Consider the following 18,971-nt stretch of genomic DNA (forward strand, 5'->3'; position numbering starts at 1 on the left):
CCGCTGGTTTCGGTGGGCGGCTCCTTCCGGGCCGCATTGCCCGGCCGGCGGTCAGGTTCGGCGGTTCCAGCGCAGCGGCCCCGGGTGGACGTGCCACCACAACCGCCGCCACCACGAACGGCGGTCGCGCAGCGCGTCGGCGTAGGCGACGGCCTGCCTTCCGGCGCGCGCGGCCTGCTCGTCGTCGGCCCGACCCGGCGCGAACCCGACCGTGTTGATGCCCGCCACGAGCTCGTCGAGCGGCGGTAGATCAACCGTCGCCGTGCCGGATCCCGGTCGGCCGGTTTCCAGCACGCCGGCATGCGGCGCGCCGCCTTCCGTCACGCCGGTTTTCGGCGCGCCGGCTTCGGGTGCGCCGGTTTTCGGTGCGGCCCTGCGCAGGGGGCGCCGGCGCTTCTCCGGTTCGGGGCTCATCGCGTACAAGGCAGCCTCCGTCGCCGCGAGATGGGGCGGCACCGGACGGCCGGCGAGGCGCAGCGCGTCGGTGAACTCCGACCAGGCGCCCGCGATGCGGTCGTCCGGCGTGCCCGTCGTGAGGCGGCGCCGGCGCAGCGACTGCCGCATCAGCACGATCGCCCCGGCGGCCGCGGCCAGCAGGAGCAGCACGCTCCCGGACGTACCCCCGGCCACCACCGCGGCCGAGGGACCCTGGTCCGGCGGGGCGGCGAGCACGGTCGGCGCCCCCGAGCTCGGCGGCGTCTGGGACGGGGCGGGCGCCTCCGACGGGGGCTGGGCCGGCTTGGTCGGCTTCGGCGTGAAGTCCTCCTCGACCGGGTGCGGATCCTTGCTCTTGGGCATCGGGTCGAACGCCACCCAGCCGAGCCCGTCGAAGAGCACCTCCGGCCACGCGATGGCGTTCGCCGCGACCACCGTGCCACCGGCGGCCGGCGCGTCGAAGCCCACCACGACCCGGCTCGGCAAGCCCATGACGCGGGCGAGCAGCGCGTACGACGCCGCGAACTGCTCCGACGTCCCGGCCTGCCCGCCTCGCCCCCGGGGCCCGAAGAGGAAGTACCGCAGGTTCGGGTACGCGTGCCCGCTCGGCGCGTCCGCGACCCGCTTGTAGTGCTCGGCCAGGAAATCCTGGATCGCCATGGCCCGGTCGTACGCGGCCCCGTTGTCCTCGGCGAGCTGATCGGCGAGCCGCTGGATCTCGTCGGGCACGTCCGCCCCGACGGTCAGATAGCGCGCCACCGCGTCACCGGACGGCGTCTCCGCGGTGGGCAGCAGGTTGAGGTCCGGCGTCTGCACCTCCGACGTGACCGAGTAGCGCAGTCCCGGCGTGAGGCTCTCGGGCCGGATCAGGGTGCCCGTCGCCGCGTCGAAGGCGACCCGCGCCCCCGACACCTCGGTCGCCGCCGGCACCACGGGCAGCAGCCGGCCCGTGAGCCCGTCGATCGTGACGTCCTGGCGTACCACCGAAGTGCTGACATCCGCGGGCCGCGGCAACTGCGGAAGCGCCCGCCCGGCGTTGCGATAGGTGGCGCCGACCCGCCAGGTCACGCCGTCGTAGTCGGGCAGCACCGCCAGCCGCAGCCGCACCGTCCGGCCCTTGGCGCCGCTCGCGCGGGAGACCTCGAGCAGCGGTTCGCGTGGCGTCAGCGCCCACCCGGAGATCCGGTTGAGCGGGCTCTCGTCGAGGCTGTCCACCTGCGGCGGCTCCACATAGCGCCGCGGATCGACCGGCGTCGCGCCGACCCGCGCGCCGACCCACGGCCCCACCGCCACGACGAGACCGAGAACGACCACCAGCCCAGCCGCCGCACCCGCCATCGCCCGCCCGCGCGCCAGCGCCGGCAGGCCCCTGCTCGCTTCTCCCGCCGCCGGATCGTTGCCGCTCGCGGCGCCCGTAGCCCGGTTTGTGCTGCTCGGCGCGCCCGTCGTCGAGTCCTTGCTGTTCGGCGCGTCCGCCGCCGGGTCGTCGCTGCTCGTGGGGTCGGTTGGCGGGATGTCGCCGCTCGCCGTCCCGGCCGGCCGGGCGCTGGTCGCGAGCGCCACCATCGCGAGCCCCGCGAAGACCAGCGTCGTCCAGCCGGCCGTGTCCGCGTTCGGCCCCACGACGTAGAGCGCCCCCGCATAGAGCGCCGTCGCCGGCAGCAGCCCGAGCAGCACCCGCCCCGCCCGTACCGCGATCTCCGCCCCGGCCAGCCCCGCCAGCCAGGCCGCGATGACCGGCACGACCACCGTGTCCGGCGTGGGCTCCACCGGGATCAGCGCCGTGAGCAGCCGCGGGATCCCGTTGACCAGCGACTCCCGCACGATGCCCGCGAGCGCCCCGGTCAGCTCGGCCCGATCCGCCGCGATCTTCAAGGCCACAATGGTGTACGCCCCGAGCACCCCCGCCGACAGCGGCGCCACCACCCAGTTCGGCACCCGCCGCGTCGCCACGGACAGCCCCACGGACCCGGCCGCGGCCCCCGCGACCAGCTGAACGAGCAGCGCCCCCGCGAAGATCCGCCCCAGCACCACCCCGGAGAGCGCCACCAACCCCGCCAGCGCCACCCCCACGACCGCCGCACGCACCCACTTCACGACGCGCACACCCCACCCCCGCCGTCCGGCCTCACGCCGCTGACCTTCCGGTCGCCGCGCGGCCCGGCCCCGCAGTCCTCGCTCGCGGTCGTCGTGTGGTTGCCGTGGTGCCTCACCATCCGCGGACCCCGTCCCACGCGGCCGCGAACTCCGCGCCGTCGGCGGCCTCGATGACGATCAGGCCGTCGCCGGCCGACACGGGCGCGCCGTCGCGGTCGCCGAAGAGCCCCGCCATCACCACCGCGTAGGGCCCCCGCAGCCCGCTGACCGCGCCGAGGTCCCCGCGACCGCCCGGCCCGGTCAGGAAGATCAGCGTGTCACCGAGCCGCTGCGCCCGTACCCGCCGCAGCGTGGCCTCGAGATCGCCCGTTGCCAGCGTCGCCTCGGTGAGCACGTCCAGAAAGGGCCCACCGGCCACGCCGGTGACCAGATGCAGGCTGACCGGCAGGTCTTCCCGCACCGCCGCCGCCACGATCGAGGCCGCCGCCTCGCACGCCGCCTCGAACGACTCCGCCACCCCGTCACGAACCTCCGGATGCGCCCCGGCCCGATCGTCGAGCAGCACCACGATCGTCGGCTCGGACGTGTCGAGCTGCTCGCGCACCATCAGCTCGCCCACCTTGGCACTGCTGCGCCAGTGCACCCGCCGCATCTCGTCGCCGATCACGTATTCGCGCAACGTGTCGAAGGTGATCGTCCCCTGCGGCACCTTGTCGATCCGTCCGTCGAGGCTGCGCGTCATCCCCGCCGGCACCACCCGCAGCAGATGGATCCGCGGGTGCACCCAGACCTGGGCGATCCCGCCGTACGTCCGGGCCAGCGTCACCAGCCCCAGCGGATCCCCTCGGGTGACCCGCAACGGCCCGACCGGCACGACGCCCCGCCGGCGGGTCGGCACCGGATATTCCACCGTGGTGTCCCGCCCCGGCCGCAGCCGCAGCAGCGGAACCGGCACGGCCCCGCCTCCGCACCGATCACTGGCGACCAGGTTCGCCGCCCGCAGCCGGCTCGTGTTGCGCACCGTCAGCGTCATGCGCGCCGGCTCACCCCGGGCCACCCGGTCCGGGTCGGCGACCCGCTCGACCCCGAGCCGCGGCCGCCACAGCGCGAACGCAACCGCGCAGACGACCGCCACCGTCCCCGCGGCCCCGAGCACCGCAAGATCCGGATACCCGTAGCGGAACCCCGCCATGATCAGCGCCGCCGCGGCCAGAAGCAGCCCGACGCCACGCCCGGTCATTCCGGTCCGCCGCCATTTCCGCAGCACAACGGCCCGGACGTCGGCCGCTCGCTGCGTCGTTGCCGCCCGCCCGGCGCCTGCCGGGCGTGCGGCGCCTGCCGGGCGTGCGGCGCCTGCCGGGCGTGCGGCGCCTGCCGGTTGTGTGGCGCCTGCCGGGTGTGCGGCGGGATCGGGAGGGCCGCCGCCGGTCGGCGGAGCGCTGCCGACCGGCAGCGGCGGCTCACCGGCGGCGCGGGGCGCGGTCACGCCCCTGCCGCGACGCGGTTGCTGTCGGGCAGCGGCACCGGCACCGACCGGACCGCGTCGTCCAGCACCTCGTTCGCGGTCACCCCGCGCAGCTGCGCGTCGGCCGACAGCAGCACACGGTGGGCGAAAACGGGACCCAGCAACGTCTTCAGGTCTTCCGGCAACACGTACCCCCGGCCGTGGATCAGCGCGTAGGCGCACGCCGCCCGGGTCAGCGCGATCACCCCGCGCGGGCTCACCCCGACCCGCACCTGCGGATGGTTACGCGTCGCCGCCGCCAGCCGCACCGCGTACGTGTAGAGCGGATCGGCGATGTGCACGTGCGTCGCCATCCGTACCATCTCGCCGATGGTCGCCGTGTCGGTGATCGGCTCGAGCGTGTCGGGGGAGCGCAACGCCGCCCCGCGCAGCACCTCGACCTCGACCTCTTCGCTCGGATAGCCCACCGACAGCTTCACCAGGAACCGGTCGAGCTGCGCCTCCGGCAGCCGGTAGGTGCCGTCCATCTCGACCGGGTTCTGCGTCGCCACCACCAGGAACGGCTGCGGCACCGGATGCGGCACGCCGTCCACCGTGACCCGGCGCTCCTCCATCACCTCGAGCAGCGCCGACTGCGTCTTGGGCGACGCCCGGTTGATCTCGTCGGCGATCACGATGTTCGCGAACACCGGCCCGGGATGGAACTCGAACCCGCGGCTCGCCTGATTGAAGATCGTCACGCCGGACACGTCGGACGGCAGCAGGTCGGGCGTGAACTGGACGCGCCGCCACTGCCCCTTGATCGACGCGGCCAGCGCCCGCGCCAGGGTCGTCTTGCCGACCCCGGGCACGTCCTCGAGCAGCACGTGCCCCTGCGCGAACAGCGCGGTCAGCGCCAGCTCGACCACGTCGGGCTTGCCCAGCACGACCGCGCCGATCCGGTCGGCGAGCGCGGCCGCCACCTGTGCGAAGCCCTGGATGTGCTGCGGCGGAAGAGGTTCTGTCACCACGGTTGTTCGTTACCTCAGCAGTTCGGCAGGTCGTTCAGGTCGTCCCCACCGTCGAGGTTGAGCCACGCCCACGGGATGTAGTTCTTGCCTTCGTAGTTGACCTGGATCCACCAGGTGCTTCGCTTCTCGTTGTTGTAGATGTACGCGTACACCTCCTGGCCGGCCTTCTTGCAGTACGCCTGGAGCCGCGTGCCCGGCTTCGCCCAGCCCACCTGCTTGCCGTCCTGCGACGCGACGGCGAAGATCTCGTTGCCGTTGCGCCCGTCGACGTCCTTGTTGCAGTACGTCGCCGTGTCGCCTTCCTCGCCGTTGTTGCAGGTCGCCGTCCCGTACAGATTGGCCGTGGTCTTGGTCGACCTCGCCTGGACCGTGCCCGCCGCGTTCGTCGCGGTGACCGTGAAGGTGTAGCTGGTGCTCGGCTTGAGCCCCGAGATCTTGAGGCTGGAGCAGCTGCCCTTCGCCGTACCGCCGCCGGAGGCCGCCACCGAGCAGCTGGCCGTGCCACCGCCCGCGTCCACGCTGAACGCCACGGTGGCCGTGTTGAAGGTCGCGGTGACTCCGGTGACCGTCACCTTGGGCGACGCGACCGTCCGCGCGGTGGCCGTGCCCGGCTCGCTCTCGCCGGCCTCGTTGACCGCCCGCACCTCGACGGCGACGTTGACGCCCGACTCGAACCCGGTCAGCGTCGCGGCCGTGCCGGCGGTGACGTCGAGGCTCTTGTCGCCGGCCTTCACCACGTATTTCGTGATGGCCCGCCCGTTGTCGGCCGACGGCTGCCAGGCCACCGAGATCGTCCCGGCCTGGTCGCCCACGGTCGCCGCGTCGACGCCTTCCGGCTTGCCGGGCGCCGTGAACGGCACCACGCTGGCGCTGACCGGCGACGCCTTGGACCCGGCGCCGCGCTCGTTGACCGACACGACCGTGAACGCGTACTGCTTGCCGTACTCGAGCTGACCGCTCTTGATCGTCAGCGTCGGCTCGGTGGTGTCGCCGATCGGTGCGCTGCCACCCTCGGAGATCGCGGTGACCGTGTACCGCCGGATTTGCAGGCCCTGCCCGTTCGCCGGCGGCCAGCTCACCACGACGGACCCGTCCGGCTTGGCCTCGGCCGTCACGGCGGTCGGCGGATCGGGCACCTCGGAGGTCGGCTTGACCGCGTTGCTGGTGCGTGCGGGCCCGGCGCCCTTCTTGTTCACCGCGCTCACGGTGAACGTGTACGTCTGCCCGTTCACCAGTCCCGGGATGGTCAGCGCCCGCTGGTCGGCGCCGACCTGGAACGTGCGCCCGGAGCCCACCACCACGTACTTGAAGATCGCGGCGCCGTTGCTGGCCGCGGCCTGCCAGGTGACCCGCGCCTCGGCGTTGCCCGCGGCCGCCCGCACGTTGCGGGGCGCGCCCGGCTTGGTCACCACCGGCTTCTTCGGCTTCGGCGGCGGGGGAGGGGCCTGCGGCGGCGTCTGCGGCGGGTCGCCACCGAGCACGTCATCGGCGTACTTGTCGACGGTCCGCACCCCGTGCTGGTTGTCGACGACGCGGGCGAGCGACGAGCCCGGCGCGTTGATGAACAGGTAGCCCTCGCGGACCTCGAGCTCCAGCGGCCCGCCCGGGTTGGCGAAGCCGATGTCCGTCTGCCGCGCGCCGGCCGAGTCGAACACGTGCACCGACCCGTCGGCGTCGGCCACGTAGAAGTAGCCCTCCCACGCCACCGCCGGCTGAAGGTCCTCGCCGTCGCCCGGCACCGTGAAGTCGCTGCGCATCCCGTCGTCGCCCACCACGTACACATGGCGGGCGTCCGGCACGGTGACCGGCACCTGCCGCCCGTCGGTGTGCGGCGCGAGCTTGCCCGGCCCGGCCAGCGGCAGCGTCACCGGATCCGACGGCTTGCCCTGATCGCCGCGCACGGTGCGCAGCGCGTTCGTCGTGCGGTCGAGCACCGCGACGCCGTCGTCCAGCGTGGAAAGTGCGAGGTCGTGGCTCGGCCCCGCGACCGACGCGGTGTGCGCGATCCGCGGCCCGGCCGCGGCCGCCGCGCCGCCACCCTGCTCCGGCGCCTCGGACGGGATCACCGCCGGGGTGATCGCGGTGACCGTGCCCTCGCTGGGCGAGGCGATCCATAGCCGGCCCTTGTCGTCGAAGACACCGCCCGCGACGCCCGGCGCGAACCGCAGCGCCTCGCCCATCGGGCTCAGCGAGCGCGGCTCGAGCTGCTGCACCTGGCCCTGCACGGTGTCGATGACGAAGACCGAGCTCTCGTGCAGCGCGATCCGCACCCCGATGCCCGAGCTGGTCGAGGCGTTCCAGTACTGCTGAAGGGTGGTGAGGTCCATCGACCCGATCGCGCCGGTGTTGACGTCGCGCAGGATCACGAACCGGTCGTTCTGCACCACCTGCACCTGATGACCGCGCGCCTGCGGCACGTCGACGCGCGTGTCCACCTTGGCCGTGACGCCGTTGACCCGCGCGACCTCACCCTTGGCCCGGCTCCACACCCACGAGGCGGCGTCGAAGCTCGCCACCGCCTGATCGGCCGACCCGAGCCCGAGCACGGTCAGCCCCAGCCCGCCCGCGAGAGTCAGGACGGTGGCCATCGTGACCAGGTAGCCACGGCGCCGCCACCGCCGTCTCGGTCGCTGCTCGCTGGTCACTGCCGCTACCTCCCCGTCGGCCGGCGCATTCACGTGGGTCGAGAACGCAGGCCATCATAGGGGGCTCCGCGAACGGGTCGGTACCTCTTGTGGACAAGTCCCGTCGCGCTCAGTGATCAAGCTCTCGGAGAGTGGTCAAGGTCTATCGGGGAGTAGCCGTGGCCCGCGTCGTGCACGCCTGCGACGACGTCGCGAACTGGTTGTTCCGATACACCGCCACCACCGCGAAGCAGTAGTTCAAGGTGGCGTTCAGCCCCGACATCTCGAACGACGTCTGCCCAGGCCCGAGCGTCGAAACTGGCTTCAACTCCTGCCCGGCCTGCCCCATGGTGACCATAAAGGACACCGAGCCGTTGGCCGGATCCCGCCACGTGACAGTGATCGCACTGCCCGCGTCCCGCAGCCGCACATCGCTCGGCGCCTCACCCGCCAGGGTTGGCACGTTCGGCTCCCCACCAGGCTCCCCTGATCGATTCGCAAGCACGAAGACAAGAGCGGCCACCGCGATCACCGCGGCCAGCACCGCCGCGATCGCCGCAAAAAGCCCTAAACCCTTCCTGCCGTACGAAGGTGAAGCGCTTGCCGGTGCCTGTGGATAACTCGCCGCCGCTGCCGGCCCACCGGTGTAGGAAGGAACGCCAGGAGGTGACTGCCGTTGCACCGGAATCCGCGGCCCCTGCGTCTGCACTGGCGCCTGGACCCCACCCGGCCCGACACGAGGACTGATGATCGGCTGCGCGACCGTCGGCTCCTCGATCGGGCTCATCGGCGGCCCGGGCAGCTGAGTCGCCGCCCGCCCGTCCGCCCGCACGGCTTGCGGCTCCTGCGCGGTCTGCTGGAGTTGCGCGGGTGGGCCGGCTTGCGGGAATCGCGCGGCTTCTGGGGCTCGCACAGGCGACGCAGGCAGTGGTCGCTCCGGCTCACTGCCGGGCCACACACGCTGGTTGGCCGCCGACGGTGGCTGCACCGCCGCGGACCGCCCGCCGCCCGCGTCGTCCACAGGCGGTGCCGGCCGCACCGTCCAGGACTGCTCCACCCGCGCGTCGACCACCGGCAGGGGAGTGGCCGGATCCTCCGCCCGTACAACAGAAAGGCCCAGATAAGCCCGAGCCCGGGCAACCGCCGCGTCGCTCTCGCCGAGCACCTCCGGCCCCAGCTCGGCCACCCGGGTGAAGGCCTTGCGCGCCTCGTGCCGGTTGCCGAGCTCCTCGGCGACCACCCCGATGTCATGCGAGATCCGCACCATCAGAGGATCCGAGTCCCCCAGCCGCCACAACCCCGAGGCGTACGCCTCCTCCAGCACCCGGCGCGCCGCGGAAGGGTCGTCCGCTTGCTGCAACACCGTCCCGAGTTCGTACGCCGTGAGCAGAACGTCCGGATCATCCTCGGAAAGGTTCACTTTCCCGAGCTCCACGGCCTTCTCCAGCACCGCCCGAGCCCCGGCCAGATCCCCTGCCGACGCGAGAGCCTGAGCACGCTGCCGAGCCGGACTGAGCGGAGAGGCCTGAGACACGCAGCCATGCTGCCCGCTCCAGACCCGCGAACGCCAGACCACCCCCACCGAACCGGTCAAATGCCCCGCAATGTCCGCCCCCCACCCCTCCCGCACCCCGCCCAACGGGCCGTGTACAGTTCTCTCCTGTGCGGCTCGCCGGGCCGCCGATACCGACTGCAAGGTCGGCCATCGGACCCGGTAAGCTGAACGAGCAAGTCCGGGTGGCGGAATGGCAGACGCGCTAGCTTGAGGTGCTAGTGCCCTTTATCGGGCGTGGGGGTTCAAGTCCCCCTCCGGACACAATTGATCACGGCATGACCTGCGAGTTTGTCGTGGGTGCCCTGACTTTCTGCGCTGTCTGCCGAGGTCAGACACGTGGGGGTTCAGTCCCGGGCAGACACGCTGTTCGGCACACCTCCTCAGCGATTCGCCGACGTTCCTTGACTTCGGCGTGCCCGCGAGACGCCCGGGGCCGGGAGCCGAGTTACGCGATTTCGTCCAGCCAAGCTGCTCGCGGCGATGCTGTCGGGCCGTGCGATGCCCCGGCTACCGAAATCAATCTGCCGCACTCAGCGCTACTTGCGCCGCACCGGGTTACTCATCTCGAGAATGTCGACGCGCTGATGTACCGGAGCTGCGCGTTCGGCACGTCACCGTGTGCGCCAGCCGCCGTCTTCGTCGACGCGGGCAGGCGGGGACGCCGGTGACCAGCGCGACCAGCGCACCGCCGAGACTGTCAGCGAGGAAACCACTCGCCGCCCTGGTCCATCGAGAACACGCGGCCGTGCTGGTCGATGGCTAGGATCGCCTCGTCGTCGCCCTCGACGCCCAGCGCGAACAACCGTGAACCGATTATGCTTCGGCGGGCGATGAGCCACGCCACAGCGTCCAGTCCAGGCACTCGGTGCGGACGGTGCGAACCGGCGTTCGGCGTAGGTGTTCGTCTGGGTCGCTTGAGGCGGAGTCCTCACCGTCGCCACGCCCGCCGCGGCCAACACCGCATCGAACGTCGCGGTGAACTTGGCGTGCCGGTCGAGGTCCATCAGCAGGCACGCGAATGCAACAGCAGCCGGCTCAGATGACCGGCTCCCACGAATGCGTTGCCACCGGGAATGCGCAAGCTCGGCGAGCTGGGGAAGTGCGCACGTTCGTGACAGCGGCTCAGCCCGGAGCGGCTATAGCTTCGCGACCATGCGACCTCTACCTCTCTTCGTCGTGGCGACGGCGCTCGCGACGATCGGCGCGGCCGCCCCGGCTCACGCGGCGGCTGCCGAGCCCGACACCATCCATACCTGGCGTGGCGACCAGCCGAACGAGCGGTTCGGCTGGGCGGTCAGCCAGCTCGGCGACATCGACCGCGACGGCGTGCGGGAGGCGATCATCGGCGCCGCCCGGCACAGCGACGACCAAGGCCGGCTCACCGGCCACACCGATGTGCGATCCGGTCGCACCGGCAAACTGCTCCACCGCTTCACCGGCGCGCCGGAGGACGTGCACGGCTATGCGATGGCCGACGCCGGCGACGTCAACCGCGACGGCGTACCGGACATCGCCGTCGGCGCCACGGGCGAGGCCCGGCTGGCCTGCTTCGACACCCCGCGGCCGGGCCGGATCTACGTCTACTCCGGCCGGACCGGCCGCGAGTTGCTCAAGGTCGACGGCGAGATGAACGGCGACCAGTTCGGCGCCGCCGTGGGCGCGGCCGGCGACGTGGACCGGGACGGCCGGGGTGACCTGGTGGTCGGCGCGCCCTGCCACGACGGGCCGGCCGGCTCGGACGCCGGCAAGGCGTACATCCTCTCCGGCCGCACCGGCAAGGTCCTGCGCACGCACGACGGCGCAGAGGCCGGCGATGCGCTGGGCTGGGGCGCCGCCGGGCTGGGCGACATCACCGGCGACCACCGCGCCGACTACATCGTCGGTGCGAAGGACGCCGGTCCGGGCGACCGCGGCCTGGCCTACGTGTACGACGGCCGGCGCGGCACCACACGGTTCACCCTGGCCGGGAACGAGAAGTCGTACGACTTCGGCTGGTTCTTCGTCGCCACCGCCGGCCGGGTCGACGGCGACCGCGTCCCGGACATCTACGTCGGCGACTTCTGCGGCGAGGACGCCTCCGACCAGTGCGCGCTACCAGCCGGGCAGGCGTACGTGTTCTCCGGCCGCACCGGCGAGCGGTTGCACCTGTTCCGCGGCGACCAACCGAACGACGGCGCCGGACCGGGCCGGGCGGCTGGTGACGTGGACCGCGACGGCCGCGACGACATCGCGGTCGGGTTCTACTCCAGCAGCGCCGGCGCATCTCAGGCCGGGCGGCTGGTCGTGTATTCCGGACGCACGGGCCGGATCCTGCGCGATCTGCGCAGCTCGGTCGCGAACGAACTGCTCGGCTACGACGCCGTCGGCATCGGCGACGTCGACCGCGACGGCCGGGTCGACCTGCTGGTCTCGGCCGCGGGCAACGACACCGTCTATGTGATCGGCACCTGAGTTCCGCGCGCTTCCGACGGCGTGCAGCCGAACGCGGCCCGGAATGCCCGGGTGTAGTGGCTGTGACTGCTGAACCCGTGCTCCGCGGCGATCCGAGACAGGTCGGCGCCGGTCCGCAACACTCCGGGCAGCGACTGCCGCAGGCACAGCAGCCGCCGGTAGCGGGCGATCGGGTAGCCGGTGTGCCGGTGGAAGGTGCGGGCCAGGAAGTACGGCGAGTAATGCACCGCCGCGCCGAGCTCAGCCAGCGTCCAGACCCGCGTCGGGGCACCGGCCAGCAGGCCCTTCACCGCGTCGACCGTGGCCGCCGCGCCGCGGTCGGCGCGGCCGCGCGGGCACGGCCGCCGCGCGGCGTGGCCGAGCAGTGCCAGCACCGCCTCGTCGGCGGCCAGCATGTCAGGGTCGGGCCGGTGCAGCGCCGCCCGGGCACGGTGCACCCGCAGGTACGGCTCCGGCGCGCAAGGCGCGTGCCGTACCCCGGCGCCGGTCTCGAGACCCAACTCGTCGGCCAACTCGTCGTCGACCGCGACGAACGTGCAGCGGTCACCCTCTGCGCTGACCAGTCCGCGGCGGTACGTGGTGTCCCGGTCGTACACGAGCACCTCGTTGACCGTGCACACCTCGTCGGGTGCCGGGCCGGCGCCGATCCGTACCGCCGTGGAAGGCAGCACCACGTGCGGTCGCTCGCCGATCCAATTGGGCTCGCGCCAGCGTGCCGCCTCGGGCGGGCAGCGGAAGCCCCCCAGCACGTATCCGGACCCGGCCAGCAGGTGCCGCTCGTACGGGCCGATCAGGCGGTCCAGCAGCTGCGGCATGCGCCGACCGTAGCGGCACGGGGTCGCGGCCCGGTCACGCGTCGGCAGCAGCCGGGCATCCACAGCGGAACCGCCCGGCCGGTTCGCTTGGGCCGGCCGGCTCGGACGCCATCGAGATCCAGGCGCCCAAGGCTCGGATGCCACGATGCGGACCTCGCGGCCGTCGTGAGGCGACGACCGTCGGCACCCGGTGCGAGCTGGCACGCATCCCGCTTACTGACGGAACTCTTGTCGCGGCCGCCCGGTCAGCTCTTTGCGAAGGAACTCGTCGACCGGTCGGATGATTGCGTCCTCCCGCAGGTAGAGCGCGGGCGGCTGGCTGATCTGCCGCTGGCGGATGAAGTCCCGGGTCGCGAGGCAGCGGTAGTAGAGACGCCCATGGTTCGGGTTGCCGACCATCCTGCGGTCGCAGAGCCCGCAGGTGATCAAGCCGCGGAACAGGTACGGCCGGCCGGTATGGCGAGGCACCTTGCCGATGGCGCTGTTCGTGCCGCGCTTCTGGTTCCAGACCTGGCGGCCGGTGTAGCGCGGGTTCTACAGGATCGCCCGGATGGCGGTGGTCTTCAGCACCTGCGTATACCGGTGCGGGGTGCGGGCTCGGTCGTACGCGGACGGGCATGCGATGCCGTCTTGCGTCAGTCCGCGCGCGACCGAGGTCATGCCTCGGCCCGCGACGTACTCGTTGAAGATTTTCGCTACGACCGGCGCCGTGACCGGGTCGGGTTCGAGCCGGTGCAGTCATCTTCCCTCGGCCGCCTTGCCGGGGTTTCGGGTGCGGGCCCGCGTCCGCCAGCCGATAGCCGTAGGGCCACGGCCGCCGAGGTATCTGCCCTCCCACTCCGTCCGCGCCTTCATCGCCGACCGGACGCGGACCTTGATGCGGTTGCGCTCCTCCTTGCTCACGCCGCCGTAGAGCGCCATCACGAGATCATGGGCATCCGAGCCCGGGTCGATCGCGCCGCCGATCCAGGGCTCCCGCAGACCGGCGCCGCAGTGCACCAAGACAAGGCTTCGACGCACGGCGGCGCACGCGCCCGGAGTGGGAGGCGGCCCTGACGCCGAACCGCCCCACGCCGCCTCAAGGAATGGCGGCCGTGGGCGCGGTCAGCAGCCGAGCCGCTGGGTGGACAGGGCGATGTCGTCCATCCAAAGGTCGAACTCGCCCGGTGTGGTGCCGCTCTGGTAGAGCTGCCAGCCGATCTTGACGGTGTCCACGGCCGGGAGGATGAACGGTACGTCGTTGCCGCCGTGCTCGGTGGTGGAGGCGGTCAGCTCCGGGCGCGCCCGGCCGTCGATCCACACGGCGACGCGGTTGTCCGCCGGGTCCAGTACCCATTCGAAGCACTGCCAGGCGTCCTCGACGACCGGTGCCGATTCCCGCCAGTTCGTCCAGTCGCCGGTCGGGCCGCCGTCGGCGCCCACGCCCCAGAAGACGCCGGGGACGGTAGGCGCGTACTGGCCGCCGATCGGCCTGACGATCTCCGTGCTGCCGGCGCCGGTCGCCTCGACGAGCGTGAAGTGTGCCCAGTCCGGGGCGGTCGGGAAGGCGTCGACGCGCAGCCGCATCCGCCCGTAGAAGCGGTTGCCCGGCGCGGCGAAGTCGTCGACGCGCAGGAACGCGCGTCCGTTGTCGACGGTGTGGATGTGCAGCACCTGGTTGTGCCGGCCGGCCCGCTCGATGGTCAGCGTGCCGTTGCGTGTGTCGACACCCCAGTCCAGCGTGCTCGCACCGCCGGGCGGCAGCCGTTCGAAGTCCTCGCAGAACAGCAGCGCGCGTGTGCACCCGCCGCGGTGGGCGGGGCCGGCCGCGTCCGCCGGAACGCTGCCCGCCACCGCCCCGAGGATCAGGGCGGTGGCGGTAGCGGCGATGACCTTGCGCATTGTCTCTCCTTCGTCTCGGATTATGGGAGCGCTCCCAATGGCGCGGTTCAGCGCGTACAGGCCAAGGAGAGGCTGCCGGGTGGCGCGGTGGCCGCCACGAGCATGCCGAAGGTCGTCGATGCTCCCGGGGCCAGCGTGCCGTTGTAGGGGGCGTTGCTGATCGTGACGCCGTCACCGCCGTCCGCCGCCACCCCGTTCCAGAGCGACACGATCCGCTCGTCGCCGGGCCACCGCCACGAGACGTGCCACGCGCCGAGCGTCTCGGCGCCGGCGTTGCGCACGGTGACCCGCGCCACGAAGCCGCCGCCCCACGCGCTGTCGATCGCGACTGTGGCGGCGCAGGCCTGCACCGCCGCGGTCCGCCCGGACCCGGTCCAGTACGGATCGTGCTGGCCGTTGGCGCTGAACCGATACCAGTACGCGGTGTCCGGCGTCAGCCCGTCGATCGTCACCCGTCCGCTGCGCTCCGGCCCGGACACCGCCTCGGCCGCCGGGTTCAGCCACTGCCGGGCGTCCTCGGAGCTGGCGAAGAGCGTCACGGTGACCGGCGGGTCGTAGCCGCAGGGCGGCCCCTGGAGGATCGAGTAGCTGATCGTCAGGCTCGTGGTGGTCGCCCCCGCCACCGCGCCGGTGAGCGGTATCGCTGGTGGGCACGTCACCGTCGGCCCGGGCGTGGCCGCGAGCAGCGCGCCGCCCGTCGCCGGTGAGCCGGCGGCCGAGGCGCCGGCCGCCCCGGCGATCACGATCGTCAGGGCGAGGGCCGCCCCGCCGATCATGGCGCTCGATCTGTACCGCATCCTTGCCTCCCGTGTCCGATCGTCGGCATCCCAGTTATATCGAAGGATGACGATGTACGGGAATGCCGTCCCAGTCGAGTAGACGCGCTGCGTGCCGACGCGGCGACCGTGGCGATCTCGGGCTCGTGGTGGGCGATGGAGTGGCGGGGTGGAGTGGGGGACCGCCTGGATCATCGAGTCCACGCCACGGGCTGGGTCACCACCGTTTCTGCGCCAGAGCCGTTTCTCTTACAGTTCCCGCTCGCTCCGCCGCAACGCGGCGAACAATGTGAAAGGGGCGAGGGCCAGTGCGCGATATCTGTCGCGCACTGGCCCTCGCCCTGTTGGCCTATTTCAGGAACTCCTCGGCTGGGCCCCGAGGATCGGGGGTAAGTGCTAAGCCTTGACGGGGGTTCCGGCACCCTTGACTCGGTACGACGAGCCGAAAGCGGTGCAGTAGGCATAGGAGTAGCGACCATCATTGGTGGTCACGCCCCGCGCCGTCTTGGTGGTCGTACCGTTGGTGCACGTCACCCTTGCGTAGTAGGCGAAGTCGACGTCGCAGCTGGCTCCGTAGGTCCTGGTGTCCGACCATTCCGATCCGCCCGAGCACCAGGACGGAATGGACGCCTGAGCGGGAGCGGCCATGGTGCCGAGCGTGAGAGCGGCGCCGACGAAGCTGGCACCGAGAATGGAACGCATACGCATGCAAACCTCCGATGGGATGAGGGCCGGATAGGCGGCCCGAGATCTCCCTTGAGAATGCTTGCAAGTTCGGTGTCTACCAAGAGGCGGCGGCTGTCCCGGACAAGACCCAACATGTCCGGCGAGGTCGGGACGTAGAAAGAACGGATGTCCCGGACAGAAAAACGGGTGTCCCGAAGAGAGGGTAGCGACGCGGTGCTGGGTTTCGTCGGCCCGTTGGTGACTACGGTGCGGCGGCCGGTGCGAGGGCGCGGCGGCGGGAGGCCGTACGCCGTCCAGGCATCGCAAGGTGCCCCCATCAATCAATATGGCTTGATAAAGTAGAGAACCATCGATGGATGACGCCTGGGAGGTGGCGGTTGGTGCCCGTGGAGCCCCAGCCGCCACGGCCGCACGGTCCGCGTACTGCCGCTGAGCTCGTCGCCGCGTTGCGACGGCTGCGTGCCTGGTCCGGGCTGACGTTGCGGGATCTGGAGGCGCGGGCGGCCACCGCCGGCAATGTCCTGCCGCGGAGCACCGCCGCCGCGATGCTGAACCGTGCGACGTTGCCCCGGCGCGAACTGGTCGTGGCTTTCGTCGGCGCGTGCGGATTGGACGCGAGCGAGGTGGCGGAGTGGACCGCGGCTCATGAGGCCCTGGCTGCCGGCACCCGGGACCCGACGGCAGCTGTCGGCATGCCGGCGACGATCGCGCCCGCCGAGCCGGAGGTCGAGGACACCGCAGCGCCCGCGGGAACGGCGAGCGAGAGGCCGGACGGGGCCGCGCCCGCGGGAACGGCGGGCGAGAGGCCGGAGCTGGCCGCGCCCGCGCACCACCGGCCCGTCCCAGCGATGCTGCCCCCGGGCATCGGGGACTTCACCGGTCGCGACGGCGAGGCCAGCGCTGTGCTGAGCCGGTTGACGGCCGATGCCAGCCGGCCGCATGACGGGCCGGCGCTGGCCGCCATTTCCGGGATGGGAGGGGTCGGTAAGAGCGTCCTCGCTGTGCACGTGGCACACCGGGCGGCGTCGGCGTTTCCGGACGGGCAGCTCTGGGTCAACCTGCGTGGCGCCGACACGTCGGCGTTGCCGGCGGCGGAGGTGTTGGCACGGTTCCTGCGGGCGTTCGGCGTGCCGGACCGGGTGATCTCGGCGGATCCCGCGGAACGGGCCGCGCAGTACCGGTCGCTCCTGGCCGGGCGCAGGGTCCTGGTCGTCCTGGACAACGCCGCGTCGGCCGAGCAGATCCGCCCCCTGCTGCCGGGCGCCGCGTCCTGCGCGGTGCTGGTGACCAGCCGGAACCGGCTGACCGATCTGGAAGGGGCGTACCGGCTCGACCTCGGTGTGTTCGGCGGCGAGGAGGGGATCCGGCTGCTCGGTCGTATCGCCGCCGACGGGCGTGTGGGAACCGAGCCGAGCACCGCGGCCGAGATCGTACGGCTCTGCGGTGACCTGCCACTGGCGATCCGGATCGCCGGAGCCCGGCTGGCGGCACGCCCCGCGCTGGGCCTGGAACACCTTGCTGCCGCCCTCGGCGACGAACGCCGCCGCCTCGATCGGCTCACCATGGGGGACCTGGCCGTACGGACCTCGCTCGCGTTCAGCTACCGGGCGCTCGACGCCGGGGCCCAGCGGCTGTTCCGGCTGCTGGGCCTGTTCGCCGCCTCCGACCTCCCGGACTGGCTTCCCGCGGTCGTCCTGGAGGCTTCTCAGGAAGAGGCCGAAGCACACGTCGAAGCGCTGGTCGATGCCCAGCTGCTCAAGGTCACCGCGAACGGCGCGGCCGGGTGCCGGTATCGCTTCCATGACCTGGTCCGGGTCTTCGCCGCGGAACGCGCGGAGGCCGAGGACTCGCCTCGCGACCGGGACCAGGCGCTGCGGCACGGGCTGGGCGGCTGGCTGGCGGTGGCCGAGCGGATGGCGGCCGACATTCCCGGCCCCTGTTACGCCCGGATCGCCGGCCCCGCGCCCCGGCCACCGATCGCCGGCTGGGCCGGATGGGGCGTCGACCCGGAGGAGTGGTTCGACGCCGAACTGGCGGCGCTGCTGTCCGCGGTGCGCCAGGCGTGCCGGCTGCGGCTCGACGACCTGGCCTTCGACCTCGCGGGCTGCCTGGAGAAGTACTTCGATCTGCGGGGCATGTACGCGGATTGGGCCGCCCTGAACACCGAGGTGATGGAGGTCTGCCGCAGCAGCGGCAACCTGCTGGGCGAAGCGGTCATGCTCCGCGGCCTCATCGACGTCTCGACCTGGATCGACCAGGACAGCGGCGGTTCCGCGATGGCTCGCCAGCACGCCGACGCGTCACGGCTGCTGGAGATGTTCACCGCGCTGGGGCACCTGCCGGGCCGCTCCGACGCCTCGGTCATGTGTGCGTGGTCGCTGACGGCCGAAGGCGCCCACGCACAGGCCGTCGGCATGGCTGAACAGGCTCGGGAGCTGGCGCAGAAGTCGGCGCATGTCGGCGGCGAGGCCCGCGCCCGCCTGGCGCTCGCGGTCGCGACCTTCGAGCAGGGGCAGTTCGACATCGCGGTCGCCCACACCAGGGCGGCCCTCGAGCGGGCCCGTGTACTGGGCAACGCCAGGTGGGAGGCGACCGCGCTGCAATTCGCCGGGATCGGCCTGCGGGAGATGGGCGACCTCGCCACCAGTCACGAGATGCTGGACCGGTCGCTGGCCATCTCACGCCACTACCGGGACACGTACACCGAGGTCCTCACCCTGCTCGCGCTGGCACGCCTGCACCTGCGCCGCGGCGACCCGGCGGCGCGCAGCACCGCCGAGCTCGCGCTCGCCCTCAGCCGGGAATACCGGATGGGTCACCATCTCGCCGAGGCACTGCAGGTACTCGGCGAGATCGAGTTCGCTGCCGGCAACCGAGACCGGGCCATCACCCTGCTCGAAGAGTCCGTGCGGCGATGGCGCCAGCGCGGTTGGTACTCCTTGCAGGCCGCAGCACTGGTCAGCCTCGGGCACGCCTATACCGGCGTGGACCCGGCCGCCGCGCGACGTGCGTTCGCCGAGGCCGATGCCATCTCAGGTCAGTCCATATCCGCGGCCAAAGCAAGCACCATGAACGTCCCGTGACCCATACCGTCACCGGCGGTGTCGCCGCCGATCGCGTCCATCACCCGGAATAACGGCGCTGCCGTATCGCCGTCGTTTCCACGCTCCCCACG

At 72.2% G+C, this 18,971-nt stretch carries 14 protein-coding genes, 1 tRNA gene and 1 pseudogene; 3 read left to right on the forward strand and 13 right to left on the reverse strand.

The annotated features are described in order from the left end of the window. Positions 1-51: 51 nt before the first annotated feature. From Ade02nite_RS44180 to Ade02nite_RS44200, 5 genes are all read right to left on the reverse strand, one after another. Positions 52-2,523 carry a transglutaminase TgpA family protein gene (locus tag Ade02nite_RS44180; RefSeq protein ID WP_239169508.1) on the reverse strand — a complete coding sequence of 824 codons (2,472 nt, stop codon included), beginning with the start codon at positions 2,521-2,523 and terminating at the stop codon, positions 52-54. A 121-nt stretch (positions 2,524-2,644) separates the two neighbouring features. After that, a complete protein-coding gene (locus Ade02nite_RS44185) occupies positions 2,645-3,772 on the reverse strand; it encodes a DUF58 domain-containing protein (protein ID WP_203777240.1) in 1,128 nt (375 codons plus the stop codon). A gap of 242 nt (positions 3,773-4,014) precedes the next feature. Beyond that, positions 4,015-5,007 (reverse strand): AAA family ATPase, encoded by a 993-nt coding sequence (locus Ade02nite_RS44190; protein WP_203777242.1) that lies wholly within the window; start codon positions 5,005-5,007, stop codon positions 4,015-4,017. A 14-nt stretch (positions 5,008-5,021) separates the two neighbouring features. Continuing rightward, positions 5,022-7,595, reverse strand: a complete 2,574-nt coding sequence (locus tag Ade02nite_RS44195; RefSeq protein ID WP_203777380.1) for a fibronectin type III domain-containing protein — start codon at positions 7,593-7,595, stop codon at positions 5,022-5,024. Positions 7,596-7,794: 199 nt separating this feature from the next. After that, entirely contained in the window at positions 7,795-9,261 is a 1,467-nt protein-coding gene (locus tag Ade02nite_RS44200) for a tetratricopeptide repeat protein (protein ID WP_307871257.1), read from the reverse strand. A 101-nt stretch (positions 9,262-9,362) separates the two neighbouring features. Here Ade02nite_RS44200 and Ade02nite_RS44205 point away from each other — a divergent pair. Then, a tRNA-Leu gene (locus tag Ade02nite_RS44205) sits at positions 9,363-9,447 on the forward strand. Between the two features lie 436 nt (positions 9,448-9,883). On the opposite strand, the pseudogene Ade02nite_RS44210 reads toward Ade02nite_RS44205, so the two are convergent. Further along, positions 9,884-10,090: pseudogene (locus tag Ade02nite_RS44210) on the reverse strand (SUKH-3 domain-containing protein); the annotation flags it as partial. 248 nt (positions 10,091-10,338) lie between these two features. Between Ade02nite_RS44210 and Ade02nite_RS44215 the strand changes: the two are divergent. Next, positions 10,339-11,637 carry an integrin alpha gene (locus tag Ade02nite_RS44215; RefSeq protein ID WP_203777248.1) on the forward strand — a complete coding sequence of 433 codons (1,299 nt, stop codon included), beginning with the start codon at positions 10,339-10,341 and terminating at the stop codon, positions 11,635-11,637. Here the strand turns inward: Ade02nite_RS44215 and Ade02nite_RS44220 are convergent. The 7 genes from Ade02nite_RS44220 to Ade02nite_RS44250 form a co-directional block, all read right to left on the reverse strand. Beyond that, positions 11,619-12,452 carry a helix-turn-helix transcriptional regulator gene (locus tag Ade02nite_RS44220; RefSeq protein WP_203777250.1) on the reverse strand — a complete coding sequence of 278 codons (834 nt, stop codon included), beginning with the start codon at positions 12,450-12,452 and terminating at the stop codon, positions 11,619-11,621. The genes Ade02nite_RS44215 and Ade02nite_RS44220 overlap by 19 nt on opposite strands. A gap of 213 nt (positions 12,453-12,665) precedes the next feature. Beyond that, positions 12,666-12,920: a recombinase zinc ribbon domain-containing protein gene (locus Ade02nite_RS44225; RefSeq protein ID WP_203777252.1), complete on the reverse strand. Its 255-nt coding sequence runs from the start codon at positions 12,918-12,920 to the stop codon at positions 12,666-12,668. A gap of 66 nt (positions 12,921-12,986) precedes the next feature. Beyond that, positions 12,987-13,190, reverse strand: coding sequence for a recombinase family protein (locus Ade02nite_RS50530; RefSeq protein WP_203777382.1), 204 nt, complete (start codon positions 13,188-13,190; stop codon positions 12,987-12,989). Beyond that, positions 13,191-13,451 (reverse strand): hypothetical protein, encoded by a 261-nt coding sequence (locus tag Ade02nite_RS44235; protein WP_203777254.1) that lies wholly within the window; start codon positions 13,449-13,451, stop codon positions 13,191-13,193. It abuts the gene before it with no gap. 105 nt (positions 13,452-13,556) lie between these two features. Then, positions 13,557-14,333, reverse strand: coding sequence for a hypothetical protein (locus tag Ade02nite_RS44240; protein WP_203777256.1), 777 nt, complete (start codon positions 14,331-14,333; stop codon positions 13,557-13,559). Positions 14,334-14,380: 47 nt separating this feature from the next. After that, positions 14,381-15,130 carry a cellulose binding domain-containing protein gene (locus tag Ade02nite_RS44245; RefSeq protein WP_239169500.1) on the reverse strand — a complete coding sequence of 250 codons (750 nt, stop codon included), beginning with the start codon at positions 15,128-15,130 and terminating at the stop codon, positions 14,381-14,383. Positions 15,131-15,505: 375 nt separating this feature from the next. After that, entirely contained in the window at positions 15,506-15,817 is a 312-nt protein-coding gene (locus Ade02nite_RS44250) for a hypothetical protein (RefSeq protein ID WP_203777258.1), read from the reverse strand. 425 nt (positions 15,818-16,242) lie between these two features. Here Ade02nite_RS44250 and Ade02nite_RS44255 point away from each other — a divergent pair, with 425 nt between their 5' ends. Beyond that, a complete protein-coding gene (locus tag Ade02nite_RS44255) occupies positions 16,243-18,879 on the forward strand; it encodes an ATP-binding protein (protein WP_203777260.1) in 2,637 nt (878 codons plus the stop codon). Positions 18,880-18,971 lie beyond the last annotated feature (92 nt).

The sequence above is a fragment of the Paractinoplanes deccanensis genome (assembly GCF_016862115.1).
Taxonomy (GTDB): domain Bacteria; phylum Actinomycetota; class Actinomycetes; order Mycobacteriales; family Micromonosporaceae; genus Actinoplanes; species Actinoplanes deccanensis.

Coding starts and splice junctions, on each gene's coding strand:
- Ade02nite_RS44220 (WP_203777250.1), bottom strand. CDS start 12,452: ATGCCGCAGCTGCTGGACCGCCTGATCGGCCCGTACGAGCGGCACCTG.
- Ade02nite_RS44240 (WP_203777256.1), bottom strand. CDS start 14,333: ATGCGCAAGGTCATCGCCGCTACCGCCACCGCCCTGATCCTCGGGGCG.
- Ade02nite_RS44250 (WP_203777258.1), bottom strand. CDS start 15,817: ATGCGTATGCGTTCCATTCTCGGTGCCAGCTTCGTCGGCGCCGCTCTC.
- Ade02nite_RS44215 (WP_203777248.1), top strand. CDS start 10,339: ATGCGACCTCTACCTCTCTTCGTCGTGGCGACGGCGCTCGCGACGATC.
- Ade02nite_RS44195 (WP_203777380.1), bottom strand. CDS start 7,595: ATGGCCACCGTCCTGACTCTCGCGGGCGGGCTGGGGCTGACCGTGCTC.
- Ade02nite_RS44185 (WP_203777240.1), bottom strand. CDS start 3,772: ATGACCGGGCGTGGCGTCGGGCTGCTTCTGGCCGCGGCGGCGCTGATC.
- Ade02nite_RS44245 (WP_239169500.1), bottom strand. CDS start 15,130: ATGCGGTACAGATCGAGCGCCATGATCGGCGGGGCGGCCCTCGCCCTG.